Genomic DNA, 22132 nt, shown 5'->3' with positions numbered 1-22132 from the left:
TCAGACTATGCTCCTTGGCTGAAATCCGCCAGAAAGCGTTGGTGCAGGGCGCGTACTAAAGTTTCCACGCGCTCCAGCGGTTGCGCATTGTTGATAATCGCATCGGCTTTTTCGCGGCGGGCGGCTCTGGGCATTTGTGCGGCGAGTATCCGCTCGACCTGCTCCCGGCTATTGCCGTCTCTTGCCATGGTGCGCTTTATCTGAATCTCTTCCGGTACATCCACCACAACAACCCTGTCCACCAGCTCATGTTGGTTGGTCTCCAGAAGCAGGGGCGATACCAGCATCACGTAGGGCAGAGCGTAGTCTTCGGGTGACAACTGGCGGATAAGTTCCTCCCGGATAATGGGGTGCAACAATGCCTCCAGCCACCGACGCTGCTCCGGATCCTCGAATACTTTTTGTCGTAAAGCAGCCCGGTCCAGCCCACCGTTGTCCTGAAGAATACCGTCGCCAAAATGATCGGCGATGGCCCTCAGGGCTTGAGTGCCCGGTTCCACCGCCTGCCTTGCGACATCGTCCGCATCTACCCAATGCACGCCGAGATCCCCAAACATACGGGCAACCGTGGATTTTCCGGAGCCAATACCCCCGGTGAGGCCGATAATCGAAAAGCGGGACATTCAGACTCCGAGATAACCGAACCACATAGTCTGGATTTCAGGGCCGAACCACAGAGCAAGCAAGCCAGCCGCTGCCAGATATGGGCCGAAGGGAATTGGAACTTCACGCCCGTGTTTGCGGAAGGCCATCAGGCTCAGACCCACAATGGCACCAACCAGAGACGAAAGCAGAATGACGGCAGGCAGCAGTTGCCAACCCAGCCAGGCGCCCAACGCCGCCAGCAACTTGAAATCCCCGTGGCCCATGCCTTCCTTGCCGGTGGCCAGCTTGAACAACCAGTACACACTCCAGAGTGACAGATAACCTGCAACGGCGCCCCAGAAGGCGCTGCTGAAGTCTGTCATCACACCAAAGTAATTCAGGACCAGACCCAGCCACATCAAGGGTAGGGTGATGCCGTCTGGCAGGAGTTGAGTGTCGAAATCGATCATGGTCAGGGCCACCAGTGCCCAGGCCATGAGCAACGCCCAGAGTGCGGACTCGGATGGACCCAGCAGATATACGGTTAACACAGAGAAAATCGCCGTCAGGGCTTCGATAATGGGGTAACGGGGCGAAATGCGGGTTTTACACGAAGCGCATTTGCCGCCGAGTATCAGCCAGCTGATAACCGGAATGTTTTCCCAGGCACGAATTTTATGGCCACAGGCGGGGCAGGTGGATGCCGGCTGTGACAGTGTGATCCTCCCGCCCGGCTTGCGATCTTCCTCCGGTACCTCAAGAAACTCCTCGCACTGACAACGCCACTCCTGCTTCATCATTTTGGGCAGGCGCAGGATGACGACGTTCAGAAAACTGCCAACGCACAGAGAGACGAAAATGACGACCAGATAGAGCAGCCATGGGGTGGAGAGTATGGTTTCTAGGGGGAGCATTCAGGGACTCGATTAAATCTTTGTTTTGACCCCTCTCCCTATAGGAGAGGGGCAGATGAATAAGATGTGGTGAGTTAATCGTTAGACCACCTGACCCATCTGGAAGATTGGCAGGTACATGCCGATAATCAGGCCGCCAACCAATACGCCAAGTACGGCCATAATCATGGGCTCCATCAGGGCTGTGAGGTTATCAACCATGTCGTCGACGACACCTTCATAATGTTCTGCGACTTTTGACAGCATATCGTCCAGATTACCCGACTCTTCGCCGATGGCAGTCAATTGAACGGCCATCACTGGGAAGACTCCCTGTTGCCGCATAGAGGCCTGCAGTTGGGTACCGCTAGAGACATCGTTCTTGATGTTCATGACAGCGTCGCGGTAAACGGCATTGCCCGTTGCGCCAGCGACCGAGTCGAGTGCGTCAACGAGCGGGACGCCCGCCGCGAACGTGGTAGAGAGTACACGGCCGAATTTGGCTACTGCGGATTTATCGAGGATTTCTCCGACAATCGGCAACTTCAATACATATTTATCGACGAAATCCGAGAATTTCTGGGACCTTCGCTTCGATTCTTTGAAAAGAAAAATCGTACCGACGATTCCAAGCAAAACAATAAACCACCAGGACTGAAGCCATTCGGATATTCGAATAATGAACTGTGTGAATACAGGTAGATCCGCCCCAAAGCCCTGGAACAAGCTCTCAAACTGAGGAACGACTTTTATCAAGAGAATAGCCGTAACGACAATTGCGACAACGATAACCGCAATTGGGTAAGTCATGGCCTTTTTGACTTTTTTCTTCAGGATCTCCGTTTTCTCAAGGTAAGTCGCGATACGATCCAGCATTTGTTCCAACGCGCCTGCTTTCTCACCTGAGTCCACCAGGTTACAATAAAGATCATCAAAATATTTTGGATGCTTGCGCAGAGAAGATGCGAAACCGGTACCGGAAGAAATATCGTTCCGGATAGTCATCACCAGTTCCTGTAGACCTTTATTTTCAAGGCCATCTGCTACGATATCGAAGCTCTGAACCAGCGGAACGCCGGCTTTCATCATGGTTGCCAACTGGCGGGTGAGCATCGCTATGTCGAAAGGCGTAACCTTCTTGCTGCCGCCAAATAATGGCTTTGGCTTTTTCTTGACCTTATCGGGAATAATGCCCTGTTTGCGCAACTGCGCTTTTACCAGAGCGATATTTGATCCTGCCAGTTCGCCCTTGGCTTTGTTGCCTTTGCGATCTTTGCCTTCCCATACGAATGCTTCGAGCTTCTGCGCTTTTTCTGCCATGCTTAATCCTTCGTCACACGGTTGGCTTCTTCAAGACTGGTCACTCCCTCAATAACCTTGAGAAGTGCCGATTGCCTGAGGTTACGGAAGCCTTCCGCCTGCGCCTGCTTTGCAATTTTGATGGAGCTGGCTTCTTCCATAATCATACTCGCCAGCTCGTCGGTAATTTTGACCACCTCGTAAATACCAACGCGGCCTTTATATCCACCATTGCATTTATCACAGCCCTTGGGGCGGTACAACGTGAAGCCTGTTTCAATTTGTTCTTGTGTGAACCCTTCCTTCAAAAGCACGTCTTTAGGCACATCGGCGGGTTGTTTGCAGCTGCTGCAGAGTCGTCGGCCCAGTCGTTGGGCAATAATCAAACTGACCGAGGTGGCGATGTTAAAGGCGGGCACCCCCATGTTCATCATTCGTGTGAGAGTCTCGGCTGCGCTGTTCGTGTGCAGGGTAGAAAGAACCAGGTGCCCGGTCTGAGCGGCTTTGATGGCGATGTTGGCAGTTTCCAGATCCCGGATCTCACCCACCATGATCACGTCCGGGTCTTGCCGGAGGAAGGCTCGAAGCGCTTCGGCAAACCCCAGGCCCACTTTGGTGTTTACGTTAACCTGATTGATACCCTCCAGGTTGATCTCGGCGGGATCTTCGGCCGTGGAAATGTTGATGCCCGGAGTGTTGAGAATGTTCAGGCCAGTGTATAGGGAGACTGTTTTACCTGAACCGGTAGGGCCAGTTACCAGGATCATGCCCTGAGGCTGCTCCAGTGCGTCCAGGTACAACTGCTTCTGGTCTTCCTCGTAACCCAACACATCAATGCCCAGCTTGGCCTGGCTAGGGTCCAGAATCCGAAGAACAATTTTTTCGCCCCAAAGGGTGGGGAGGGTGTTCACCCGGAAGTCGATGGCCTTGGTCTTGGATAGCTTCATCTTGATCCGGCCATCCTGAGGAATGCGGCGCTCCGAAATATCCAACTGCGCCATGATCTTTACTCGAGCAGAAATCTTTGGAGCGAGCTTGATGGACGGGCGAGAGATTTCCTTCAGAATGCCGTCGGTTCTGTAGCGCACTCGGTAAATTTTTTCATAAGGCTCGAAGTGAATATCGGAAGCACCGCCACGGATGGCATCAAGCAGCATCTTATTCACATACTTAACAATAGGTGCGTCATCTACTTCGGTAGCACTGACCGTACCGTCGTCGTCCTGGTCACCCCCCTCGGTCTCAACACCTTCAAGGTCGGCGTCTTCCAGGTCGCCCATGGTGGTGTCCTGGGATTCGAGGTACTTGTCGATCGCGGCCCGTAGCTTGGCGTCGTCTACCAGAATCGCGTCAGTGCTCAGGCCGGTGTTGAACTTGATTTCGTCCAGCGCCTGAATATTTGTGGGGTCTGATACGGCGATGAACAGCCGGTTGCCTCGTTTATACAGGGGCAGGGCGTTGTGCTTCCGTACCAGTTTCTCGTCAACCACCTTCTCCGGCATCATTTCCGGCAGGAAAGAATCCAGGTCCAGCACCGAGACGCCGAACTCCATGGCAGCAGAAAACGCCAATTTGGAACTGTCCGCAAGGTGGTTCTGGGTGAGGTAGGTGATCAGCGGAATGCGGTTCTGAGAGGCCTGAAGAAAGGCATCTTTGGCGGTGGCCTCATCGATCAGCCCGTCATCCACAAAACGACGGGCCAGGCCCGTCAGGGTTACGTTTCGGTTGTTGCTCGCCATAATTGCTCTGAGAAAAGTCGTCTAAGTGGCTGAATCGCGTGTTTATGCTCAGAGAGTTTAGATGTGTACTTCACGTTTGGAAAGCGCGGCCCGTCCCAGACTTGATCATTCGCAATAATCTGTCGCACTCTGCGCCACGTCGAAATGCGCGGGTTGGGGTGACGAAAAATGTCACTTCGAGACGCTGGTTGGCGGGAAAGCGACTTCGAATCAGTGCGTGAGGTTCGTCACAAAAGTTTGCAACGTGCTGTGAAAAAAGGACATTTTAACATTTTCTTGCATTTGGCATGGGGCCTGCTTAAGTTACACCACGCTCAGCGCGGAAACGGGGCAAAGCTCCACCGCTCCACCGCCCCGGAGCTGGATAAACGAAAAAATGACAACTCTTGAGGTTGATAACATGCAAAAGATTCAGATGAACAAAGGCCAGCAGGGTTTTACTCTGATTGAATTGATGATCGTCGTTGCGATCATTGGTATTTTGGCGGCTATTGCTATTCCTCAGTATCAGGATTATACGGCGCGTGCGCAGGTAAACAGGGCATATGGTGAACTTTCCTCATTGAAGACAGCTGTTGAAGAGCACTTGGTGCGCGGTAAATATACTGATAGTGCAACCGGGCCAATGAATGCGGCTAGTCTTGGTCGAGTGGCGTCAAATGTCACCGAGGATAATGCAGGCGCTGACACTTTTGTTCCAGCCTTCTTGAATGCTAATGCGGGGCAAGGCAGCATTTTGGTAATCATGGGAGGAGACGCTAGTGCGGCTGTTACTAACGCTACCATTACCCTGAGTCGTGCAGCAGACGGGACTTGGAGTTGCGATATAACTACGGTGCCAGCTTCTTTCAAAAATTCATATGTTCCTTCAAGCTGTACACTTAACGGTGTTGCTGTGTAAAGAAGAAAATAATCATGGACAGGCACAGCTAGCTTAGCCTGACTTGATTCCCAAAGGCCCGGTGGTTTTCGAACCCCGGGCCTTTGCTGTTTCTGATGCGTGTATTTCGCGGTTATGACAAAACGGCGGCGGCATTCCACCGTGAATTGTGGAAATCTGCCGATTTCAGGCGAGTGGGCCTAGAAGCCTGACTATGGACAGGCACTAGCCTGACCAGACTATGGACAGGCACTAGCCTGACCAGATCCGCAAAGGCCCGGTGGTTTCGACCCCCGGGCCTTTGTCGTTTCTGGTTTTCGGTTTGCTGCGTCTATTTCGGGGTTATGGCAAAACGGCAGCGGCATTCCACCGCGAATTCTGGAAATCCGCCGATTTCAGGCGAGCGGCATTCTCGGCGGGCGCGCCGATAGTCTGATTTGAGAAAGAAGGAGAGGGAGCCTAAGCCGCTTGTCGTCGCCGCCCAGGATTCCGGTAATCCTGATAACTGCCCTCAAACGCGGTTGCTCGGTGGCACCACCGCTCCGGGTCCAGATTCAACCGTTCCAGGATCGGCAGCGCGTTTTCGTCAATACAGCCGCGTTTGTTGCTACGGCTGATCCGCCCGGTGCAATCCACCAGTTCCAGGTAATCTTCAAAACTGAACAGAATGCCTCGCTGGAGATGATCATGGACAGGCACTAGCCTGACCAGATTCCCAAAGGCCCGGCGGTTTCGACCCCGCAAAATGATCATGGACAGGCACTAGCCTGACCAGATCCCCAAAGGCCCGGAGGTTTCGCCCCCGGGTCTTTGTCGTTTCTGGCTTTCTATTTCGCTGCGCCTAATTCGGGGTTATGACAAAGCGGCGGCAGCATTCCACCGTGAATTATGGAAATCTGCCGATTTCAGGCGAGCGAAATTCTCGGCGGGAACACCGATAAAGGGATTGGAGTAATTGGGGATGGTTGTCTAAGCCGCTCGTCGTCGCCGTCCAGGATTTCGGTAATCCTGGTAACTGCCCTCAAACGCGGTCGCCCGGTGGCACCATCTTTCCGGGTCCAGATTCAACCGTTCCAGAATCGGTAGCGCCTTCTCATCAATAGCGCCCCGTTTGTCGCTTCGGCTGATCCGCCCGGTGCAATCTACCAGTTCCAGGTAATCTTCAAAGCTGAACAGGATGCCTCGCTGGAAGCCGTTTCGAATCACGCCTTCAAAACCCAGTAGCGGTTTTAACGGCACCGAAAACTCATTCAGCGCCTGCTGTTCTGTTTGCCGGGCAATGGCTTCTGCCAGATCAAAGGTGGGATGAATTCGCTCCTTGATGCTGGTGTGTTCGGAGGTTTCTGGCATCTCCGCCATGGCAGCGCGGATTGGATTCAGGTCGACATAGGCCATGCAGGAAAGGAGGGCTTCTTCGGTATCCAACGCTTGAGACTTGAACCTGCTCTCCCAGAAGTGCCCGGTGCACTCATCTTCCCGGTTGGCCTGCCTCGCAATCGGCTCGTTCAGGCATTTCATAAACCAGCTCAAGTCCGCCAACCGCTGCCGGAAGGTTTCTGCGTACTCCGCCACTCGCCGAAGCTCGGCCGCACACAACTCATCTCCCCGATGGTGCCGCTGTACCAGTGGTGGCCCCTTATAGAGGCTGCACCAGCGCGCCAGTACCTCATCCATGCTCCAAGGTTCCACGTCATCCGGGCTGAGCTTCACCACCAGGTGATAGTGGTTCGACATCACCGCATAAGCGGCAACATCCACCGCAAACACTGATGCCAGAAGCCGGATTCGCTCTTCAATCCATCCTCGCCGGTGTTCATAACAGCGCCCGGTGGCGCGATCTTGCCCGCACAGGAAGGTGCGGCGCACGCAGCGTGAGATCACGTGGTAGAAGGGGGTATCTGAAACGCTGACCAGTTCTGCTCTGGCTTTTGGCATGGTGGGGTCCTTGTCTTCCGTGACTGTTGACATGCTCATATCATGCATCAATAATTCGGATCTGTATATATGTACAGTATTTTGGTGTTTTAGTGTGTTTCCCTTATTTCTGCTATTTCTCAAACTCTATTTTTGTATGTACAATAAATCCAGATGAATATTGAATTCGATCCAAGGAAGGATGAGAAAAACACTGAAAAGCACGGTGTTTCGTTAGCTGATGCCGCCAGGCTCGAATGGGATTGGATGTGGTTTATGGAGGCTTTATGCAGACAAAATCTAAATCAGGTCGGAAGTTTACACTGCCTTCGAGCGATGAAGAGTCAGGCATTAACGAGGGGATTACACAAGACGCAGATACACGCGAGCTCACGGAAGAAGAGTTCCGCCGGTTGCGTCCGGTTGGTCGGCCCAAAGCGGAGACCACTAAAGAACGGATAACTATCAGACTTTCACCGGAGGTCGTTGAGCAGTTTCGCGCCACAGGCAGCGGCTGGCAAACCCGAATGGACAAGGCACTTCAGGAGTATCTGAGAACCCATAGTCAGTCCGATATTGAGAGGTTGGGATAATGCACAACATTCGAGGGAATCTACTGCGCAAGGCTGATCTTGGACAGGCACTAGCCTGCCGCTAGCCTGACCCGTAGACAGTGCCTGCCGCAGACAGGCACTAGCTTGCCCCCTGGACAGGCACTAGCTTACTAGCTTGTCTCCACAAAATTGATGCCCAAGAACCATGCGCATATACTGAGTAGAACATTTCTCGAGAGGGCAACACCATGCAAACTGCCGAAACTACAAAGTCCATACGTAAACCAACGAATCTATCGCTGGATAGCACTCTTCTCAAAGAGGCAAAATCCCTTGGAATCAATGTCTCTCGGTCTGCAGAAGCAGGAATTGCGGAAGCGGTTAAACTCCATAAGCGGAGTAAATGGCTTAACGAGAATGCTGAAGCGCTTGAAAGCTCGAACTCTTATGTTGAAGCCAACGGCTTGCCTCTTGCACGGCATCGCCAGTTCTGATGTCTCGTTTCGATATCTTTGAAAATAAAAACGGGGCGGGATATCTGCTGGACGTTCAGTCAGACCTTCTCAGTGGCTTGAACACACGAGTAGTTGTGCCGTTACTGCCCAAATCGTCGGCGCCATTTCCTGCTCAGAGGCTGAATCCTGTGTTTAGCATCAACGGCCTGGAAGTCGTCATGGCGACTCAATATATGGCGGCTGTGCCGGAAAGCGAATTGCGTTTTTGCTCCGGTAGCCTTGCTGAGCAGCAAGATGACATTGCCGCAGCACTGGATATGCTGCTTTTGGGCTTTTAGGGGTGATCATGGGCAGGCGCTAGCGATCGCAAACTCAGCTTTTAACGCCCGCTATGGTAAATTTGCAGTTTTGAAAACAACTGAAAGTTGCAACGCCAACCGGAGCCGAAATGCCCACCGCCACAGACAACCACTGGTCAATGCCACCCAACCCCGAAAAAGCACTTATGCTTGCACAACGTGCGGTGTCGGTATTTGTTTACGATGCAGTGCGCCTGGAGGGCATTAACTTTACGTTACCGGAGGTACAAACCCTGCTGCAGGGTGTCACAGTGGGTGGGCATCGGCTGAGCGATCAGCAAATCGCCGTTAATCAGGGCGAGGCCTGGAAGCTGCTCTTTCAAATGATCCGGGAAGGGAGCTTCAGTTTATCGCCCGATTGCGCCATGGCTCTGCATGCGGTTGCTGCAAGGGAAGAAGCGTTGGAGTGGGGCTGTTTTCGCAGTGGTTCCGTATTGATTGCCGGCACTGATTACGAGCCACCGGCGGCTAGTGAGTTACCGGAATGTTTTGACCGCATGATCGATGAACTACAACACATGGATGATGTTTACGATCAGGCTGTCCACCTGTTCCTGACCATGGCCCGTTGCCAGTTTTTCTACGATGTAAACAAGCGCATGGGGCGTTTTATGATGAACGGCCACCTGCTGAGCAACGGCTATCCGGCCATCAATATCCCGGCTTCAAGCCAACTCGAGTTCAATGAACTTATGCTCCGCTTCTACGAGTCCGGCGACCAGCGTGAAATGAATGCATTTGTGCGTAGCTGCATGGACGAACGGGTCGTTCGTATTATGAAAGAAGAGTAAACGGGTCAGACCAGCAGTTCATTTCGGCGGTTATCATGCGGCGGTTATAATGGACAGGCACAAGCCTGGTCAGAGCTTCTCTCATTTGCTGCGGGTCTGATCATCGCCCAGCCAAATACCCCGCCAAAGCCTCAATCTCGCCCTCCGACAAAACCCCAGCCACCCCAATCATCGGCGTACTGTGTTTGGTGGGGTCCATCTCCTTGAACCGCCTCAACGCAATCCCGAGATATTCAGCCGGTTGCCCGGCCAGGCGGGGCATATCCCTGAAACCTTGTGCTTTGTCACCGTGGCAACCGGCGCAGCGCACAGCAAACAATTTCGCGCCAGCGTCAGCCTTGGTCGGGTCGCTGCCGGTGCGGGGCTTCGCCGTTTGCTGGCTGTAATAAACCGCAATATTAATTCGCTCCTCCAATGACAGTGTTTTCGCCAGCTTGGACATCACATAGTCCTCGCGGGTACCGTCGCGGAATTTCTCGAACTGGTTGAACAGGTAGAGCGGATGTTGGGCGGCCAAGTTGGGTATGTATTCGCGCTTGCTGTTGCCGTCCTCGCCGTGACAATAGCCACAAAAGCGGATGCGCTCGTGACCGGCCTCGTAGCTGGCCTGGCGCTTGGCGTCGTCGGCCACGATGGCGTTCAGTTGTGACATCGCATCGTCGGCAGGGCTGGCTGAAACCATTGGAGAGGCCGCCAGGCCGACGACGATCATCAGTTTCCTCAAGTGCGAACTACCGAACATAAGCCACCTACTTCTTCGGAAAGGCCAAAGAATAATCGGGGGGCCAGCAACTGATCTTGCCAAAGATCAAAAAAACGCGAATCGGGCGGTGTTCCGTCTTGAGGGTGTGTAAATTCCGGTCCATAGCCCCTCACTCACCCACGGTTTTTGCGTTAAGCTTTGTCTATCGCCAACCAGACAAGGACTTACGCGCCTATGAAACTCCGCTTCCTCGGTGGTACAGGCACCGTCACCGGCTCCCGCTATCTGCTTTCCGACGACAATCACCGCATGCTGGTGGATTGTGGCATGTACCAGGGCGTGAAAACCCTGCGCCGCCGAAACTGGGCCAAGTTTCCGGTAGATCCTTCAACTATTGATGCGGTGGTGCTCACCCACGCGCACATTGACCATTCCGGCTACCTTCCTGCGTTGGTCAAGAACGGGTTTAAAGGCAAGATCTACTGCACCAAAGCCACTCATGAGCTCTGCAAAGTACTGCTGCCCGATGCCGGGTTCCTGCAGGAAGAGGATGCCAAGTACGCCTTCCGGAAAAAGTTCTCAAAGCACGAAAAACCGGAACCTCTGTTTACCGAAAAAGACGCCTGGGAAGCCCTGAAGCACTTTGAATCCCTGCACTACCACGAGAAATTCGAGCCGGTGAAGGGCTTTGAGGTTCAGTTCACTCCGGCCGGGCATATCCTGGGTTCCTCCTGCGTGCACGTTACGCACAAGAGTTCCTCCCGCACCGTGGTGTTCAGTGGCGATGTAGGGCGCCAGGACGACATCATCATGCGCCCGCCAGAGCCCATCAGTCATGCCGATGTTTTGGTGTGTGAATCCACCTATGGCGACCGCACCCATGGTGAAACCGATCCAGAAAAGGATCTGGAAGAGATCATTACTAAAACCGCGGGCCGCGGCGGGATCGTATTGATGCCTGCTTTCGCCGTGGGCCGGGCCCAGATGTTGTTGTACGTTGTGCACAAACTGATGGGGCAGGGGCGAATTCCTAAACTTCCGGTGTATCTCAACAGCCCCATGGCCATCAAAGCCACGGAAATTTTCTGCAAACATCACAAAGAGCACAAGCTTAACGGCGCCCAGTGCGAGCTGATCGACGACAAAACAGAGTTCGTTCGCACCGTCGAGGAATCCATTGAGCTGGATGCCGTGAGATATCCCTGCGTGATCATCTCAGCCAGTGGAATGGCCTCGGGCGGCCGGGTGTTGCACCACCTTAAAACCCTGCTGCCAAATCCCAGAAACAGCGTTGTCTTTGCGGGCTTCCAGGCACCTGGCACACGCGGCGATGTCTTGGTGCATGGCGCCGAATCGGTCAAGATTCACGGTGAGTACTGGCCGGTGAAAGCAGAGATCCATAACATGGATTCCATGAGTGCTCATGGCGACTATCGGGAAATCCTGCACTGGCTGGAGCAAGGTACTCTGAAGCCTGAAAAGGTGTATGTGACTCACGGCGAAGCGGTAGCCAGTGATACCATGCGCAAGCGCATCTCGGAAAAGTTCGGATGGGATGCTGAGGTTCCGGATTTGTTCGAAGAGGTAGAGATCTGATGCACTACAGCTCCATACTGCCAGATGTGATCAAAATCGCTGATGAAGCCAGCGAAAAAGTGCTGCATATCTACCAGTCTGATTTCAAAGTGAATTATAAGGAAGATCGCTCACCCATCACCGCTGCGGACATCGCCAGCCACGACATCATTGTCAAGGGCCTGCGCCAAATCAGCCGGGACATTCCGATACTCTCGGAAGAGGGCGCGGAGATTTCCTGGGAAGAGCGGAAAAAATGGCGGCGATTCTGGCTGATCGACCCCATCGACGGCACCAAGGATTTTACCCAGCGCACGGGCGAATTCACCGTCAACATTGCCATGATTGAAGACGGCGAGCCTGTAATGGGCGTGGTCACCGCTCCGGCCCTGAAAGAGGCTTTCTGGGGCATCAGAGGTGAGGGTGCTCACATGCGGGACCGCACTGGCCGGGTGCACCGCATACGGGTGGCAGAACCCAAAGAGACGTTGCGGGTGGTCGCCAGCAAAAACCACCTGAATGAAGAAACCCGCGCCTTTATTGAGGCCCTGGGATCGCACGAAACCGTCCAGGCTGGCAGCTCCCTGAAATTCTGCAGAATTGCCGAAGGGCATGCTGATATTTATCCACGAATGGGCCCAACCAGCGAGTGGGATACTGCGGCCGCCCACGCGGTGCTCGTCGCCGCAGGGGGGAAGGTGCAAACGCCGGAGGGCCAGCCCTTGGTTTACGGAAAAGAAAACATCCTGAACCCCAATTTCATTGCCGCGGGAAACTGGTATTTCTAACCCATGACCTGGTACGCACTACAACACAAGCCGGCTCAGGGCGACCGGGCGGTCCAGCACCTGCAGAATCAGGATATCGCCTGCTTCTACCCGAAAATCGAGGTGGAGAAGATCAAGGCAGGTAAACGCACCAAAAAACTGGAGCCACTGTTTCCTGGTTATGTATTTGTGAACCTGGAGCAAAGCGACCCGATGTGGGCTAAGCTCCGGTCCACTCGCGGTGTGCTGCGCATCGTCAGCTTCGCCAACCGGCCGGCACCGATTGACGACGAAGTGATTGCTCACATTAAAAGTAGCATGGATAAGGTGGCAGAGCAGGGCGGCATCAAGCCCGGTCAGGCCATAGAGCTGGATGACGGGCCGTTTAAAGGTATTAGCGCAATTTTCCAGACCTACGATGGTGAAGAGCGGGCAATTGTGCTGATTTCCTTTATGCAGAAGCAGCAGCAGGTAAAGGTGCCTGTTTCCGTTATCAGAACTTGAAAGCGGTCTGACGACGATGTGTTGAAAATGTGACCGAATTGGTTGCGCTTTCTAATGTTTAACAAATGTTTACTGCCTTGGCACCCGGATTACCCAAGTGTCAGACTTTTTGTCACTTGCTTGTCATAGCGCTTGCCGTAGAATCGTCATGCTTTTGAAATACTTCATTCATTCCCTGACAAGGAAGCTGTTGGGAACTTCTCTCCCGTTGTAGCCGTTCTATCCTTGTCGTTAGAAAATCAATTCCTATGACCTTAAAACACTGGGCCCTGGTCGGTGGGGCGGTAGCGTGCCAGAAAGCTTCATGAACGACTTTTCAAGAACCAAGTTTCACCCGCATCAGCTTGCGAGTGTCCGGTTATCCAGGCCTCAGCATGAGTACCCACTGGCCCCGATGACCAGGGCCCCCATCAAGTTTATTTTCTGGGGGCAGTGGGCTGTAGCAACCTTTATCCAGGTGGGCCTGCTGTTGGTTTTAACCCTGGATAAATCCGGTGACGTTCCTTCTACCTACCGCGTCCTGGCAGTGCTCTCCTCCCTGCTTGCAATTCCTTTATACGCTGTCTATCGGGCATTCAGCACCCGCAATGGCTATCTCGCTGGCATTGCTAGATTGGCAGCGGCCTGGGCTACCCTTGCGGCCATTTTGGTGTTTATTGGCTTTATCACAAAAACCAGCGAAACCTACTCACGGGAAGTCGTGCTCCAATGGATCGTTGGTGGCTTTTTGCTGCAAGCTATTGCCTTTATGCCGCTCCACAAGCTGGCCCGGCGAGTAGAAACGAAACTCGGATCAGCGAGTACGTGCGTGGTGATTGGTTCAGGCCAGTTGGCCTATAACCTGGCCAGTAAACTCCGATACGAGCGCAGCGAAGACATGGTTGGCCTGGTGGTGCTTGACGATGCCCAGGACGACGAGCTTGAAGAAACAAGCTACTTCCCAACGCTCGGTTACGTAAGCCAGTTGCGCGATATTATCCGCGCGAATCAGGTGGCCCGTGTCTATATTGCGTTACCGGCAAGGGAGACGGATCAGATAGAGGGCCTCTACGTCGACTTGTTGGATGCCAGTGTAGACGTCGTCTGGGTGCCGGATTTCGCCAACCTGAAACTGCTGAATCACAGTATTCACAATCTGGGCGGAATGCCGGCCATACACTTGAACGAAAGCCCGCTCACCGCGTACCCAGGCAGTGCGCTCATGAAGTCGTTCATGGACAAGTCATTGGCACTGTTGGGCATTATCTTGCTCAGCCCGGTGCTTCTGGCGTGCGCCATCGCCGTTAAGCATTCTTCCCCGGGCCCGATACTTTTCCGCCAGGAGCGTCATGGCTGGAACGGCAACATCATTGAAGTGTTGAAGTTCCGTTCCATGAAGGTACACAACGATGCGCAGGTAAAGCAGGCGCAGAAGCAAGACCCACGTGTTACCCCCATCGGCCGTTTCCTGCGCCGATCCTCCCTCGATGAACTCCCGCAGTTGTTCAATGTGCTGAAGGGCGATATGTCCTTGGTAGGCCCCAGGCCACATGCTGTTGCCCACAACGATTACTACTCCGACAAGATTCTTGCCTATATGGCCCGCCACAGAATCAAGCCTGGTATCACGGGTCTGGCTCAGATCAGCGGCTACCGCGGCGAAACCGAAACATTGGACAAGATGCAAAAGCGCGTTGAGCTGGATCTGGAATATATCAACCACTGGAGCTTGTGGTTGGATATCAAGATTCTGATTAAAACCCCTCTGACTCTTCTCTCCAAAAACATCTACTGAAACGATAGGGCCCGGAATGCCTGTATCCCGACGCAGACAATTGATCACCGCCGGAGTAATGCTTGCGGCTTCAACGGCACTAAACGCGGCCCCCTGGCTTGAGCCAGGGGACGCCCGAGCACGGCACTCGCTGCAAAAACTGGCCGACCGAGGGCATTACGACAAAGGCGTAACGACATGGCCTGTGATGTGGGCAGATATCGATAGCGGCGTAAGCAATTCGATTGCCGCAGACGCTGGCGCCGTTAGCTCCCAGGCAGCGTATCTGAATTTCGAGCGGGAACAGTTGGGCAGCCCGGGAGTGAGATTTGAAATTCAAGCTTCCGGCAGTACGGAAGCCACATCAATTCGTGGATTTGCCAGTCAGCCAAAGGAGAAAGGTGAGCTCTCGGTTAATCTGCAGTGGCAGGGCGAATATGTCGCGCTGGGAGTCAAGCCCAGTGTGGTGGCCAATGCCTCCGACGATGAAACCCTCAGATTAGACGGCTCATATCTCGCGGCAACCCCAGGCAACTGGGTGGTGGGTGCCGGCGCTATCGAGCGATGGTGGGGGCCTGGATGGCAATCCGCCATGGTACTCTCCACCAATGCCCGGCCCATGCCAGCGGTTTGGCTGAACCGAAAAGACACCTCGGCGCCGGAATCCGATTGGCTGAAGTGGATTGGGCCCTGGAATCTCACAGTCTTCGCCGGCGAGATGGAAGAGGAAAGAATCGTTTCCGATATTCGGCTGGTGGGCATGCGCCTTAATCTGCGCCCAATTCAGGGCCTGGATCTTGGATTTACGCGGGCCATAATGTTTGGAGGGGAAGGCTATCCCGGTGGATTCTCCACCTTCTGGGATGCGTTCATCGGCAATGACAACTCCTACGACGGCTCAGATCCCGGCAACCAGATCGGCGCAATCGATATCCGCTATGGCTTCCCTGTGGAGGATCAAGCAATGAGCGTCTACATGGAGATGATGGGAGAAGACGAGGCCGGATACATCCCGTCACGGAAATCCTGGTTGTTTGGTGTAGACTGGACCAGCCAACTCCTGGGCGCAGACCAGCAATGGTTCTTCGAATTCACCAATACCCTTGCAGACGATATAGTGGGCGAAGCCATTCCAAACTACGCCTACGGCCATTTTCGTTATAGAACGGGTTACCAATACTACGGCCGTAATATGGGCTCCACCTTCGATGGTGATGCCGAAGCGCTTACGGCCGGCTTGTTTCATTTCCTGCCCGATGGTAGTAACGTCTCGCTGGCATTGACCTACGCAGACCTCAATAACGATGGAGGTAACCGCGTGTCACAGCCAGATAACGATATTTTCTACTTCGCCCCGGACGGCGCCCAGAAAGTGGCCATTGTCAAAGCCGGGTACGGAACCGAAGTGTTAAAAGGTTGGTTGGACCTTAACCTGCAAGCTACCGATAAAAAAATCGAGCTTTTAGGTGGTGAACAAGACCAGTGGACCGCCAGTGCAAGCTGGACCTACAGATTCTAAAACTTCGCGACACAAACTCAGAACCGGAATAACGTAACCGTGAACCTGAAAAAACGCCTGCTCACCCTCGTACTGTTGCTGCCCATGGTGGCTGCTGCCCAGTCGATTACGCCTGCCCAGATTGAACAGTTTAAAAGCTTGCCCAAAGCCCAACAGGAGGCACTTGCGAGGCAATACGGCGTAGACCTGAACGCACTGACTGGCGGGAACGCGGCATCCAGCCGTCCTCAACCGGTGCAAGTAGTAGAACCGGTGAATCAGATTACCGATCAGGAGCGCGACAAGGCGCTCGCAGAACAGGCAGAAGAGCAAAAAACGGCGGACAAGAACAATGGCCTTAAGCCCTTCGGCTATGACCTGTTCGCTGGAGACCCCAGCACCTTTGCTCCGGTAACGGAGATTCCGGTACCTGCAGACTATACGATGGGTCCTGGAGATGTGCTGCGCATTCAACTCTGGGGCAAAGAAAACCAGAACCTTGAGCTTCCCGTAAGCCGGGATGGCACCATCAGCTTTCCGGATTCCGGTCCCCTGAGTGTGGCCGGGCTGAGTTTTGATGAGGCTCGGGAGCAAATCAGAACGCGGGTTTCAGAACAGTACATTGGGGTACAGGCCAGTGTTTCACTGGGCGAACTGCGCAGCATGAGAGTTTTTGTGCTCGGAGAGGCAAGAAATCCCGGTTCGTACACGGTTAGCTCGCTCTCTACCATCACCAATGCGTTGTATGTCTCTGGCGGTATCAAACAAACCGGCTCCCTCAGAAACGTACAGCACAAGCGCGATGGTAAGTTATTAGGCACTCTGGATTTGTACGAACTGCTGCTCAAAGGTGATAGCCGCAACGACAACCGCCTGCAAGCGGGCGATGTTATTTTTATCCCACCAGTGGGGAAACGAGTAGGTATTGAGGGCGAAGTCTACCGGCCAGCGCTTTATGAGCTGGATGATGAAAGCTCCCTTGAACAACTGGTCAGCATGGCTGGCGGCCTCACGCCTCAGGCCTACCCGCAACGCATTAACATAGAACGCACAAACGAAGACTTTTTGCGCATCATCGCAGAGGCCGATTACACCAGCCATAATGGCAGAAAAGCCCCGATCCAGGCCGGTGACAGAATTACCATTCCTTCCATAGCAGACATTACCGGCCAGTATGTAGAAGTTCAGGGCGCGGCAGCGAGAACCGGCAAATTTGCCTGGATTCCTGGCATGCGTGTCAGCTCCCTGATCAAGAATCTGGACGCAGACCTGCTTCCGGTGGCCGACAAACAATACGCTGCGGTTGTACGCACAGATCCTGAAAATGACACCATATCTGTACTGAACCTGCAGCTGAGAGAAGCCGTGCGTAACCCCGGTGGCCAGCAGGATCTCCAGCTGCAGGAAAAAGACCGATTGCTGTTTTTCTCAGACGCGGGAAAAGTTGATATCGAAAGCGAAGCCGATCTGGCGCATCAACCGGAGAGCAAAGCAAAAGCCGACGAAGTGTCTGCCAGTGATACCTTCACCCGTGAAAAACTGTTCGAGCCCGTTATCCAGCGCCTGAAGGCCCAGGCCAGCCCGACCCGGCCACAGCAAACCATTGCGATCAGTGGTCCGGTGCGATACCCCGGTGAGTACCCCCTGCCTGCTACCCAAAGGCTGGAGGATGCGATTTTTGTGGCCGGTGGCCTGAAAGACTCGGCGTCGCTCTACCAAGGCGAGATAGCCCGTTACACCGTAGATGAGAACGGCGTGGGCCAAACGCGCATTCTTAACGTGAACCTGGCGGATGCCATGGCAGGTAGAAGCAATATCGAATTGCAAAGCCGCGACAGGGTACTGATCAAGTCCATTCCTGAGTTCGCCAAAACGCGCACCATTGAACTCAAAGGAGAAGTCCGTTACCCGGGTATCTACACCTTCCGTGATGGCGAAAGCCTCAAAGATGTACTCCAACGCGCCGGTGGTTTGACAGAGAATGCATTTCCTCGCGGAGCCGTATTTACACGAGAAAAACTGCGTCAATTGGAAGCTCAGCGCCTGCGCGAAGCCGAAGAGCGCCTGCAGGGCGATTTACTAGGCGTACAACTAGAGGGTGACAACTTTGGCGGCCAAACCTCGCAGCGTATCCAGCAGGTTGAAGGCCTCTTGGAGGATGTCCAGAACAGCCGCCCGGTTGGGCGAATGGTGATTGATCTTGCGGCTGTTTTAAGCGATGAAGACTATCAGCCGATTCGCCTGCAAGACGGCGATAGCCTGACCATACCCACGATTCCCCAAGCGGTTTCTGTCTTCGGGGAAGTTCAATTCCCCACCAGTCATCTGCACCAACAAGGCCTGACCGTGGATGACTACCTCGAACGTTCCGGTGGTCCCACCCGGCAAGCAGATGAAGACCGAGTTTATGTGGTCAAAGCCGATGGCTCCGTTATGCTCCCGGAACGCAGCCGATGGTTTGGTGGCCGAAGCCAGCAGTTGCAACCTGGCGACACCATTATCATGCCGATTGATGTAGATCGCCTGAATCAGCTCGAACTCTGGACCAACGTCAGCCAGATCGTTTACCAGATGGCACTGGGCGCCGCAGCTGTGGGGAACCTCTGATGAACGAGACAGCGCCACAACCGACCTATTACCCGGATGATGAAATCGACCTGCGCGAACTGTTCGCCACTCTCTGGCGAGGCAAATGGATAATAATGCTGACGACACTGGTGTTCGCGGCTGCAGGCGTTGGCTATGCGCTATACAAACCCAACATCTACCAGTCCAGCGTGCTAGTGGCGCCGGCCCAGGAAGAGGGCGGTGGCCTCAGTGGCCTGGCCAGCCAGTTTGGAGGTTTGGCCAGCCTCGCGGGCATTAATCTGGGGGGCGGAAGCTCGAATCAGACCGTTATTGCCAAAGAAGTGCTGCAGTCCCGAGCCTTCCTTACTGATTTTTTCCATCGCCATGATATGGAAATTCCGTTAATGGCCGTGGAAGGTTGGAATAAGAAGACCGGAGACTGGGTGTACGACCGAGACAAGTACAATCCCGAAACGGGCGAATGGCTGCCCGACAGCGATGGTGAGAGCCATAAACCCACCGATTGGGAAATGGTAGAAGCCTTCCGGGAAGACCACTTTAGTGTTGGCGAAGCCAAAGACACCGGCATGATAACGGTGAGCGTGAAACACTATTCTCCGATCCTGGCCAAGGAATGGGCGGAAAAGCTGGTGCAAGATATCAACGAGCACATGCGCAAGCAGGATGTGGAAGAAGCCGAAGCCCGGATAGCGTACCTGGAGCAAAAACTGGACGAAACCAACATCGCGGGCATGCAGCAAGTGTTCTACCAGCTCATCGAGAATGAAACCCGCACAGTGATGTTGGCCAATGCCCAGAAAGAGTATGTATTCAAAACGGTAGACCCCGCGGTTGTGGCGGAGGAAAAGGCCGAACCGAAGCGGGCGCTGATCTGCGTAATAGCAACGCTTCTGGGTGGCATGCTCGGGGTATTTATTGTGTTTATCAGAGCCTTTATCAGAGGTTCCGATGGTGAGAGCTCTAGCCAAAGCAATACCGGCGATACAACCGCGTAATGAAGCACCTGGTCATCAGGCTCACCAACCTCGGCCTGCGGGGCACTACCTTAGTCAGCAAATTTCTGCTGATTTTCATGCTGGCGAGGTTTTTGGAGCCCGCCGAGCTGGGCTTATATGGCCTGCTGACGGTTACCATCAGTTATGCGCTCTATTTTCTGGGCTTTGATTTCTACATCTTTACCACCCGTGAGATCCTGAAAACAGAGCCGGAAAACCGAGGCCAGCTGCTTAAGAGTCAGGTTGCTCTCAGTCTAATCTTGTACGCGGTATTCTTGCCGCTTACTTTCGGCTTGTTCGCCCTGGAATTGCTCCCTTGGTGGTTGCTTCCCTGGTTTCTGGTCATTCTGGTATTGGAGCATATAACCCAGGAACTGAACCGCCTTCTGGTGGCGCTGCAACGGCAACTCGTTGCTAGTTGGGTGTTGTTTTTCCGCGCTGGCGCCTGGTGTGTGGCAGTAGTTGCAGTTATGTTCCTCAATGAACCCAGCCAGGAACTGCCAACCGTGCTTACAGGTTGGATAGCCGGTAGCAGTGTTGGGATGTTGATTGGTGTTGTCGTGTTATGGCGAATACCGATGGGTGGCTGGCTTAAAAGGGTAGATTGGGGGTGGTTGAAAAAAGGCCTGAAGATCGCAATCCCCATGCTGATTGCTACACTGGCTCTGCGTGGAATCTATACTGTTGACCGTTACTGGTTCGAGGCCCTCGCAGGGCTTGATGTGCTGGGTGCCTACGTGCTGTTTATTGGTATGTGCATGGCGTTGCTGGGCTTTATGGATGCGGGCGTGTTTACTTTCCTATACCCGGCTATGATCGCCGCCCATGCCAACAACAATGCCGCAGAGTTCCGGAAAAAGTACCACCAGTTGGCCTGGCAGACGGTAGTACTTACTGCGCTGTTCTCTGTGTGCGCCTGGCTGGCGGCCATGCCGTTGCTGCAGTGGCTGGATAAACCGCTTTATCTTGAACGTATTGATCTGTTTGCTTGGTTGCTGCTCTCCACCGGGCTTTTTGTGGTGGGAATGATCCCGCATTACGGTTTGTACGCCAGAGGCCAAGACAAAGCGCTGATTGTGGCTCATATCGCAGGATTCTTGGTTTTCCTGGCCAGTACTGCTGCCCTGGCGCCGATAGCCGGAGAACTAGCGGTACCTTTTGGGCTGATATCCGCCTTCGCATTTATGCTGGCCTGGAAAACCTTCCAGTTCTACCGATTAACACCCGCCGACTGGCGGTGATACCATTCATCTTTACCGTAAAACCCAGAGAAAGTGACTATGCTCGAAAATTCCACCATCCTCGTCACCGGCGGCACTGGCTCCTTCGGCCATAAATTCATTCCAATGACCCTGGAAAAGTACAACCCCAAGAAAATCATCGTGTTTTCCCGGGATGAAATGAAGCAGTGGGAGATGGCCAAGCTGTTCCAGGGTGACGACCGCCTGCGATTTTTTATTGGTGATGTCCGCGACAGAGACCGCTTGTATCGTGCGCTGGATGGTGTGGATTACGTGGTGCATGCAGCCGCCACAAAAATTGTACCCACCGCCGAGTACAACCCGTTCGAGTGTGTAAAAACCAACATACACGGCGCCATGAACCTGATCGATGCCGCCATCGATAAAGGCATCAAGGGCGTTGTGGCTCTCTCCACCGATAAAGCCAGCAGCCCAATCAATCTGTACGGTGCAACCAAGCTGGCGTCTGACAAGCTGTTTGTTGCAGGTAACTCCTACGCGGGTGGCCACCAAACCAAGTTCTCCGTGGTACGGTATGGCAACGTAATGGGGTCGCGCGGCTCAGTTATCCCGTTTTTTATGTCTATCAAAGACAAAGGCGTACTGCCCATTACCGACCCGCGCATGACTCGTTTCATGATCAGCCTGGAGCAGGGCGTTGAGTTGGTATGGCACGCCTTTGAAGACATGGTGGGCGGCGAAATCTACGTGAAGAAAATTCCGTCCATGAAAGTCACGGATCTGGCCCGAGTTGTTGCTCCAGAAGCCAAGCAGGAAATCGTAGGTATTCGCCCGGGCGAGAAGCTGCATGAGCAGATGATTGGTGCTGAGGATTCATACTTCACCTACGAGTACCCCGAGCATTTCAAAATTCTGCCCAACATCAATGATTGGGGAACGTGTAAAGAGCGCATCAAAGACGGCAAGCCGGTGCCTGAAGGCTTTGTGTACGCCAGTGATAACAACACCGAATGGATGACAGACGAAGAGCTGCAATCCTGGATTGATCGCCACAACAGCGAAATTGGCAAGATCTGA

At 53.8% G+C, this 22132-nt stretch carries 21 protein-coding genes; 14 read left to right on the top strand and 7 right to left on the bottom strand.

From position 1 onward, the window contains the following. Window positions 1-5: 5 nt before the first annotated feature. The 4 genes from coaE to pilB form a co-directional block, all read right to left on the bottom strand. Window positions 6-623 (bottom strand): dephospho-CoA kinase, encoded by a 618-nt coding sequence (gene coaE, locus QPL98_RS04555; protein WP_303292795.1) that lies wholly within the window; start codon window positions 621-623, stop codon window positions 6-8. Further along, entirely contained in the window at window positions 624-1499 is an 876-nt protein-coding gene (locus QPL98_RS04550; RefSeq protein ID WP_303292794.1) for an A24 family peptidase, read from the bottom strand. 81 nt (window positions 1500-1580) lie between these two features. Beyond that, window positions 1581-2798 carry a type II secretion system F family protein gene (locus QPL98_RS04545; protein ID WP_303292793.1) on the bottom strand — a complete coding sequence of 406 codons (1218 nt, stop codon included), beginning with the start codon at window positions 2796-2798 and terminating at the stop codon, window positions 1581-1583. A 2-nt stretch (window positions 2799-2800) separates the two neighbouring features. Continuing rightward, the gene (gene pilB / locus QPL98_RS04540; RefSeq protein WP_303292792.1) at window positions 2801-4516 is read right to left on the bottom strand and encodes a type IV-A pilus assembly ATPase PilB; all 1716 of its coding nucleotides are present in this window, start codon (window positions 4514-4516) and stop codon (window positions 2801-2803) included. A 400-nt stretch (window positions 4517-4916) separates the two neighbouring features. On the opposite strand from pilB, the gene QPL98_RS04535 reads away from it, so the two are divergent. Then, window positions 4917-5417: a pilin gene (locus tag QPL98_RS04535; protein ID WP_303292791.1), complete on the top strand. Its 501-nt coding sequence runs from the start codon at window positions 4917-4919 to the stop codon at window positions 5415-5417. A 438-nt stretch (window positions 5418-5855) separates the two neighbouring features. Here QPL98_RS04535 and QPL98_RS04530 read toward each other — a convergent pair whose 3' ends face one another. After that, complete coding sequence (locus QPL98_RS04530) at window positions 5856-6149, bottom strand: hypothetical protein (protein ID WP_303292790.1); 294 nt, start codon at window positions 6147-6149, stop codon at window positions 5856-5858. Between the two features lie 216 nt (window positions 6150-6365). Beyond that, window positions 6366-7364, bottom strand: coding sequence for a transposase (locus QPL98_RS04525; protein ID WP_303292789.1), 999 nt, complete (start codon window positions 7362-7364; stop codon window positions 6366-6368). 233 nt (window positions 7365-7597) lie between these two features. Between QPL98_RS04525 and QPL98_RS04520 the strand changes: the two genes are divergently transcribed. From QPL98_RS04520 to QPL98_RS04505, 4 genes are all read left to right on the top strand, one after another. Continuing rightward, window positions 7598-7903, top strand: coding sequence for a BrnA antitoxin family protein (locus QPL98_RS04520; protein ID WP_113880587.1), 306 nt, complete (start codon window positions 7598-7600; stop codon window positions 7901-7903). A gap of 209 nt (window positions 7904-8112) precedes the next feature. Then, entirely contained in the window at window positions 8113-8358 is a 246-nt protein-coding gene (locus QPL98_RS04515; RefSeq protein WP_228223898.1) for a type II toxin-antitoxin system CcdA family antitoxin, read from the top strand. After that, a complete protein-coding gene (locus tag QPL98_RS04510) occupies window positions 8358-8657 on the top strand; it encodes a CcdB family protein (RefSeq protein ID WP_023011844.1) in 300 nt (99 codons plus the stop codon). Before QPL98_RS04515 ends, QPL98_RS04510 begins: the two co-directional genes overlap by 1 nt. Before the next feature lie 110 nt (window positions 8658-8767). Then, window positions 8768-9469 (top strand): Fic family protein, encoded by a 702-nt coding sequence (locus tag QPL98_RS04505; RefSeq protein ID WP_303292788.1) that lies wholly within the window; start codon window positions 8768-8770, stop codon window positions 9467-9469. Between the two features lie 100 nt (window positions 9470-9569). On the opposite strand, the gene QPL98_RS04500 is transcribed toward QPL98_RS04505, so the two are convergent. Continuing rightward, the gene (locus tag QPL98_RS04500; protein WP_303292787.1) at window positions 9570-10181 is read right to left on the bottom strand and encodes a c-type cytochrome; all 612 of its coding nucleotides are present in this window, start codon (window positions 10179-10181) and stop codon (window positions 9570-9572) included. A gap of 225 nt (window positions 10182-10406) precedes the next feature. Here QPL98_RS04500 and QPL98_RS04495 point away from each other — a divergent pair, with 225 nt between their 5' ends. The 9 genes from QPL98_RS04495 (at window position 10407) to pseB (ending at window position 22132) form a co-directional block, all read left to right on the top strand. Continuing rightward, entirely contained in the window at window positions 10407-11768 is a 1362-nt protein-coding gene (locus tag QPL98_RS04495; RefSeq protein WP_023009043.1) for an MBL fold metallo-hydrolase, read from the top strand. Further along, the gene (gene cysQ / locus QPL98_RS04490) at window positions 11768-12535 is read left to right on the top strand and encodes a 3'(2'),5'-bisphosphate nucleotidase CysQ (RefSeq protein ID WP_303292786.1); all 768 of its coding nucleotides are present in this window, start codon (window positions 11768-11770) and stop codon (window positions 12533-12535) included. Before QPL98_RS04495 ends, cysQ begins: the two co-directional genes overlap by 1 nt. 3 nt (window positions 12536-12538) lie before the next feature. After that, window positions 12539-13018, top strand: a complete 480-nt coding sequence (gene rfaH, locus QPL98_RS04485; protein WP_303292785.1) for a transcription/translation regulatory transformer protein RfaH — start codon at window positions 12539-12541, stop codon at window positions 13016-13018. Window positions 13019-13412: 394 nt separating this feature from the next. Then, the gene (locus QPL98_RS04480; protein WP_303292901.1) at window positions 13413-14792 is read left to right on the top strand and encodes an undecaprenyl-phosphate glucose phosphotransferase; all 1380 of its coding nucleotides are present in this window, start codon (window positions 13413-13415) and stop codon (window positions 14790-14792) included. Window positions 14793-14808: 16 nt separating this feature from the next. Then, entirely contained in the window at window positions 14809-16290 is a 1482-nt protein-coding gene (locus QPL98_RS04475; RefSeq protein WP_303292784.1) for a capsule assembly Wzi family protein, read from the top strand. Window positions 16291-16329: 39 nt separating this feature from the next. Further along, on the top strand, window positions 16330-18876 hold the full coding sequence (locus tag QPL98_RS04470) for an SLBB domain-containing protein (RefSeq protein ID WP_303292783.1): 2547 nt from the start codon (window positions 16330-16332) through the stop codon (window positions 18874-18876). Then, window positions 18876-19853 carry a Wzz/FepE/Etk N-terminal domain-containing protein gene (locus QPL98_RS04465; RefSeq protein WP_303292782.1) on the top strand — a complete coding sequence of 326 codons (978 nt, stop codon included), beginning with the start codon at window positions 18876-18878 and terminating at the stop codon, window positions 19851-19853. The genes QPL98_RS04470 and QPL98_RS04465 overlap by 1 nt, the downstream gene beginning before the upstream one ends. Further along, window positions 19853-21094, top strand: a complete 1242-nt coding sequence (locus tag QPL98_RS04460; RefSeq protein WP_303292781.1) for a lipopolysaccharide biosynthesis protein — start codon at window positions 19853-19855, stop codon at window positions 21092-21094. The genes QPL98_RS04465 and QPL98_RS04460 overlap by 1 nt, the downstream gene beginning before the upstream one ends. A 39-nt stretch (window positions 21095-21133) precedes the next feature. Further along, window positions 21134-22132 (top strand): UDP-N-acetylglucosamine 4,6-dehydratase (inverting), encoded by a 999-nt coding sequence (gene pseB / locus QPL98_RS04455; RefSeq protein ID WP_113880598.1) that lies wholly within the window; start codon window positions 21134-21136, stop codon window positions 22130-22132.

It is taken from the genome of Marinobacter sp. ST-43 (assembly GCF_030541085.1).
Lineage (GTDB): Bacteria > Pseudomonadota > Gammaproteobacteria > Pseudomonadales > Oleiphilaceae > Marinobacter > Marinobacter nauticus.
The sequence above is the reverse complement of the archived record's forward strand: the minus strand, read 5'-3'. Positions and strand labels throughout refer to the sequence as shown.

Coding starts and splice junctions, on each gene's coding strand:
- QPL98_RS04465 (WP_303292782.1), top strand. CDS start 18,876: ATGAACGAGACAGCGCCACAACCGACCTATTACCCGGATGATGAAATC.
- QPL98_RS04460 (WP_303292781.1), top strand. CDS start 19,853: ATGAAGCACCTGGTCATCAGGCTCACCAACCTCGGCCTGCGGGGCACT.
- QPL98_RS04550 (WP_303292794.1), bottom strand. CDS start 1,499: ATGCTCCCCCTAGAAACCATACTCTCCACCCCATGGCTGCTCTATCTG.
- QPL98_RS04510 (WP_023011844.1), top strand. CDS start 8,358: ATGTCTCGTTTCGATATCTTTGAAAATAAAAACGGGGCGGGATATCTG.
- QPL98_RS04475 (WP_303292784.1), top strand. CDS start 14,809: ATGCCTGTATCCCGACGCAGACAATTGATCACCGCCGGAGTAATGCTT.
- pilB (WP_303292792.1), bottom strand. CDS start 4,516: ATGGCGAGCAACAACCGAAACGTAACCCTGACGGGCCTGGCCCGTCGT.
- coaE (WP_303292795.1), bottom strand. CDS start 623: ATGTCCCGCTTTTCGATTATCGGCCTCACCGGGGGTATTGGCTCCGGA.
- QPL98_RS04480 (WP_303292901.1), top strand. CDS start 13,413: ATGACCAGGGCCCCCATCAAGTTTATTTTCTGGGGGCAGTGGGCTGTA.
- QPL98_RS04535 (WP_303292791.1), top strand. CDS start 4,917: ATGCAAAAGATTCAGATGAACAAAGGCCAGCAGGGTTTTACTCTGATT.
- QPL98_RS04545 (WP_303292793.1), bottom strand. CDS start 2,798: ATGGCAGAAAAAGCGCAGAAGCTCGAAGCATTCGTATGGGAAGGCAAA.
- rfaH (WP_303292785.1), top strand. CDS start 12,539: ATGACCTGGTACGCACTACAACACAAGCCGGCTCAGGGCGACCGGGCG.
- QPL98_RS04505 (WP_303292788.1), top strand. CDS start 8,768: ATGCCCACCGCCACAGACAACCACTGGTCAATGCCACCCAACCCCGAA.
- QPL98_RS04525 (WP_303292789.1), bottom strand. CDS start 7,364: ATGTCAACAGTCACGGAAGACAAGGACCCCACCATGCCAAAAGCCAGA.
- cysQ (WP_303292786.1), top strand. CDS start 11,768: ATGCACTACAGCTCCATACTGCCAGATGTGATCAAAATCGCTGATGAA.
- QPL98_RS04515 (WP_228223898.1), top strand. CDS start 8,113: ATGCAAACTGCCGAAACTACAAAGTCCATACGTAAACCAACGAATCTA.
- QPL98_RS04520 (WP_113880587.1), top strand. CDS start 7,598: ATGCAGACAAAATCTAAATCAGGTCGGAAGTTTACACTGCCTTCGAGC.
- pseB (WP_113880598.1), top strand. CDS start 21,134: ATGCTCGAAAATTCCACCATCCTCGTCACCGGCGGCACTGGCTCCTTC.
- QPL98_RS04530 (WP_303292790.1), bottom strand. CDS start 6,149: ATGATCATTTTGCGGGGTCGAAACCGCCGGGCCTTTGGGAATCTGGTC.
- QPL98_RS04500 (WP_303292787.1), bottom strand. CDS start 10,181: ATGATCGTCGTCGGCCTGGCGGCCTCTCCAATGGTTTCAGCCAGCCCT.
- QPL98_RS04495 (WP_023009043.1), top strand. CDS start 10,407: ATGAAACTCCGCTTCCTCGGTGGTACAGGCACCGTCACCGGCTCCCGC.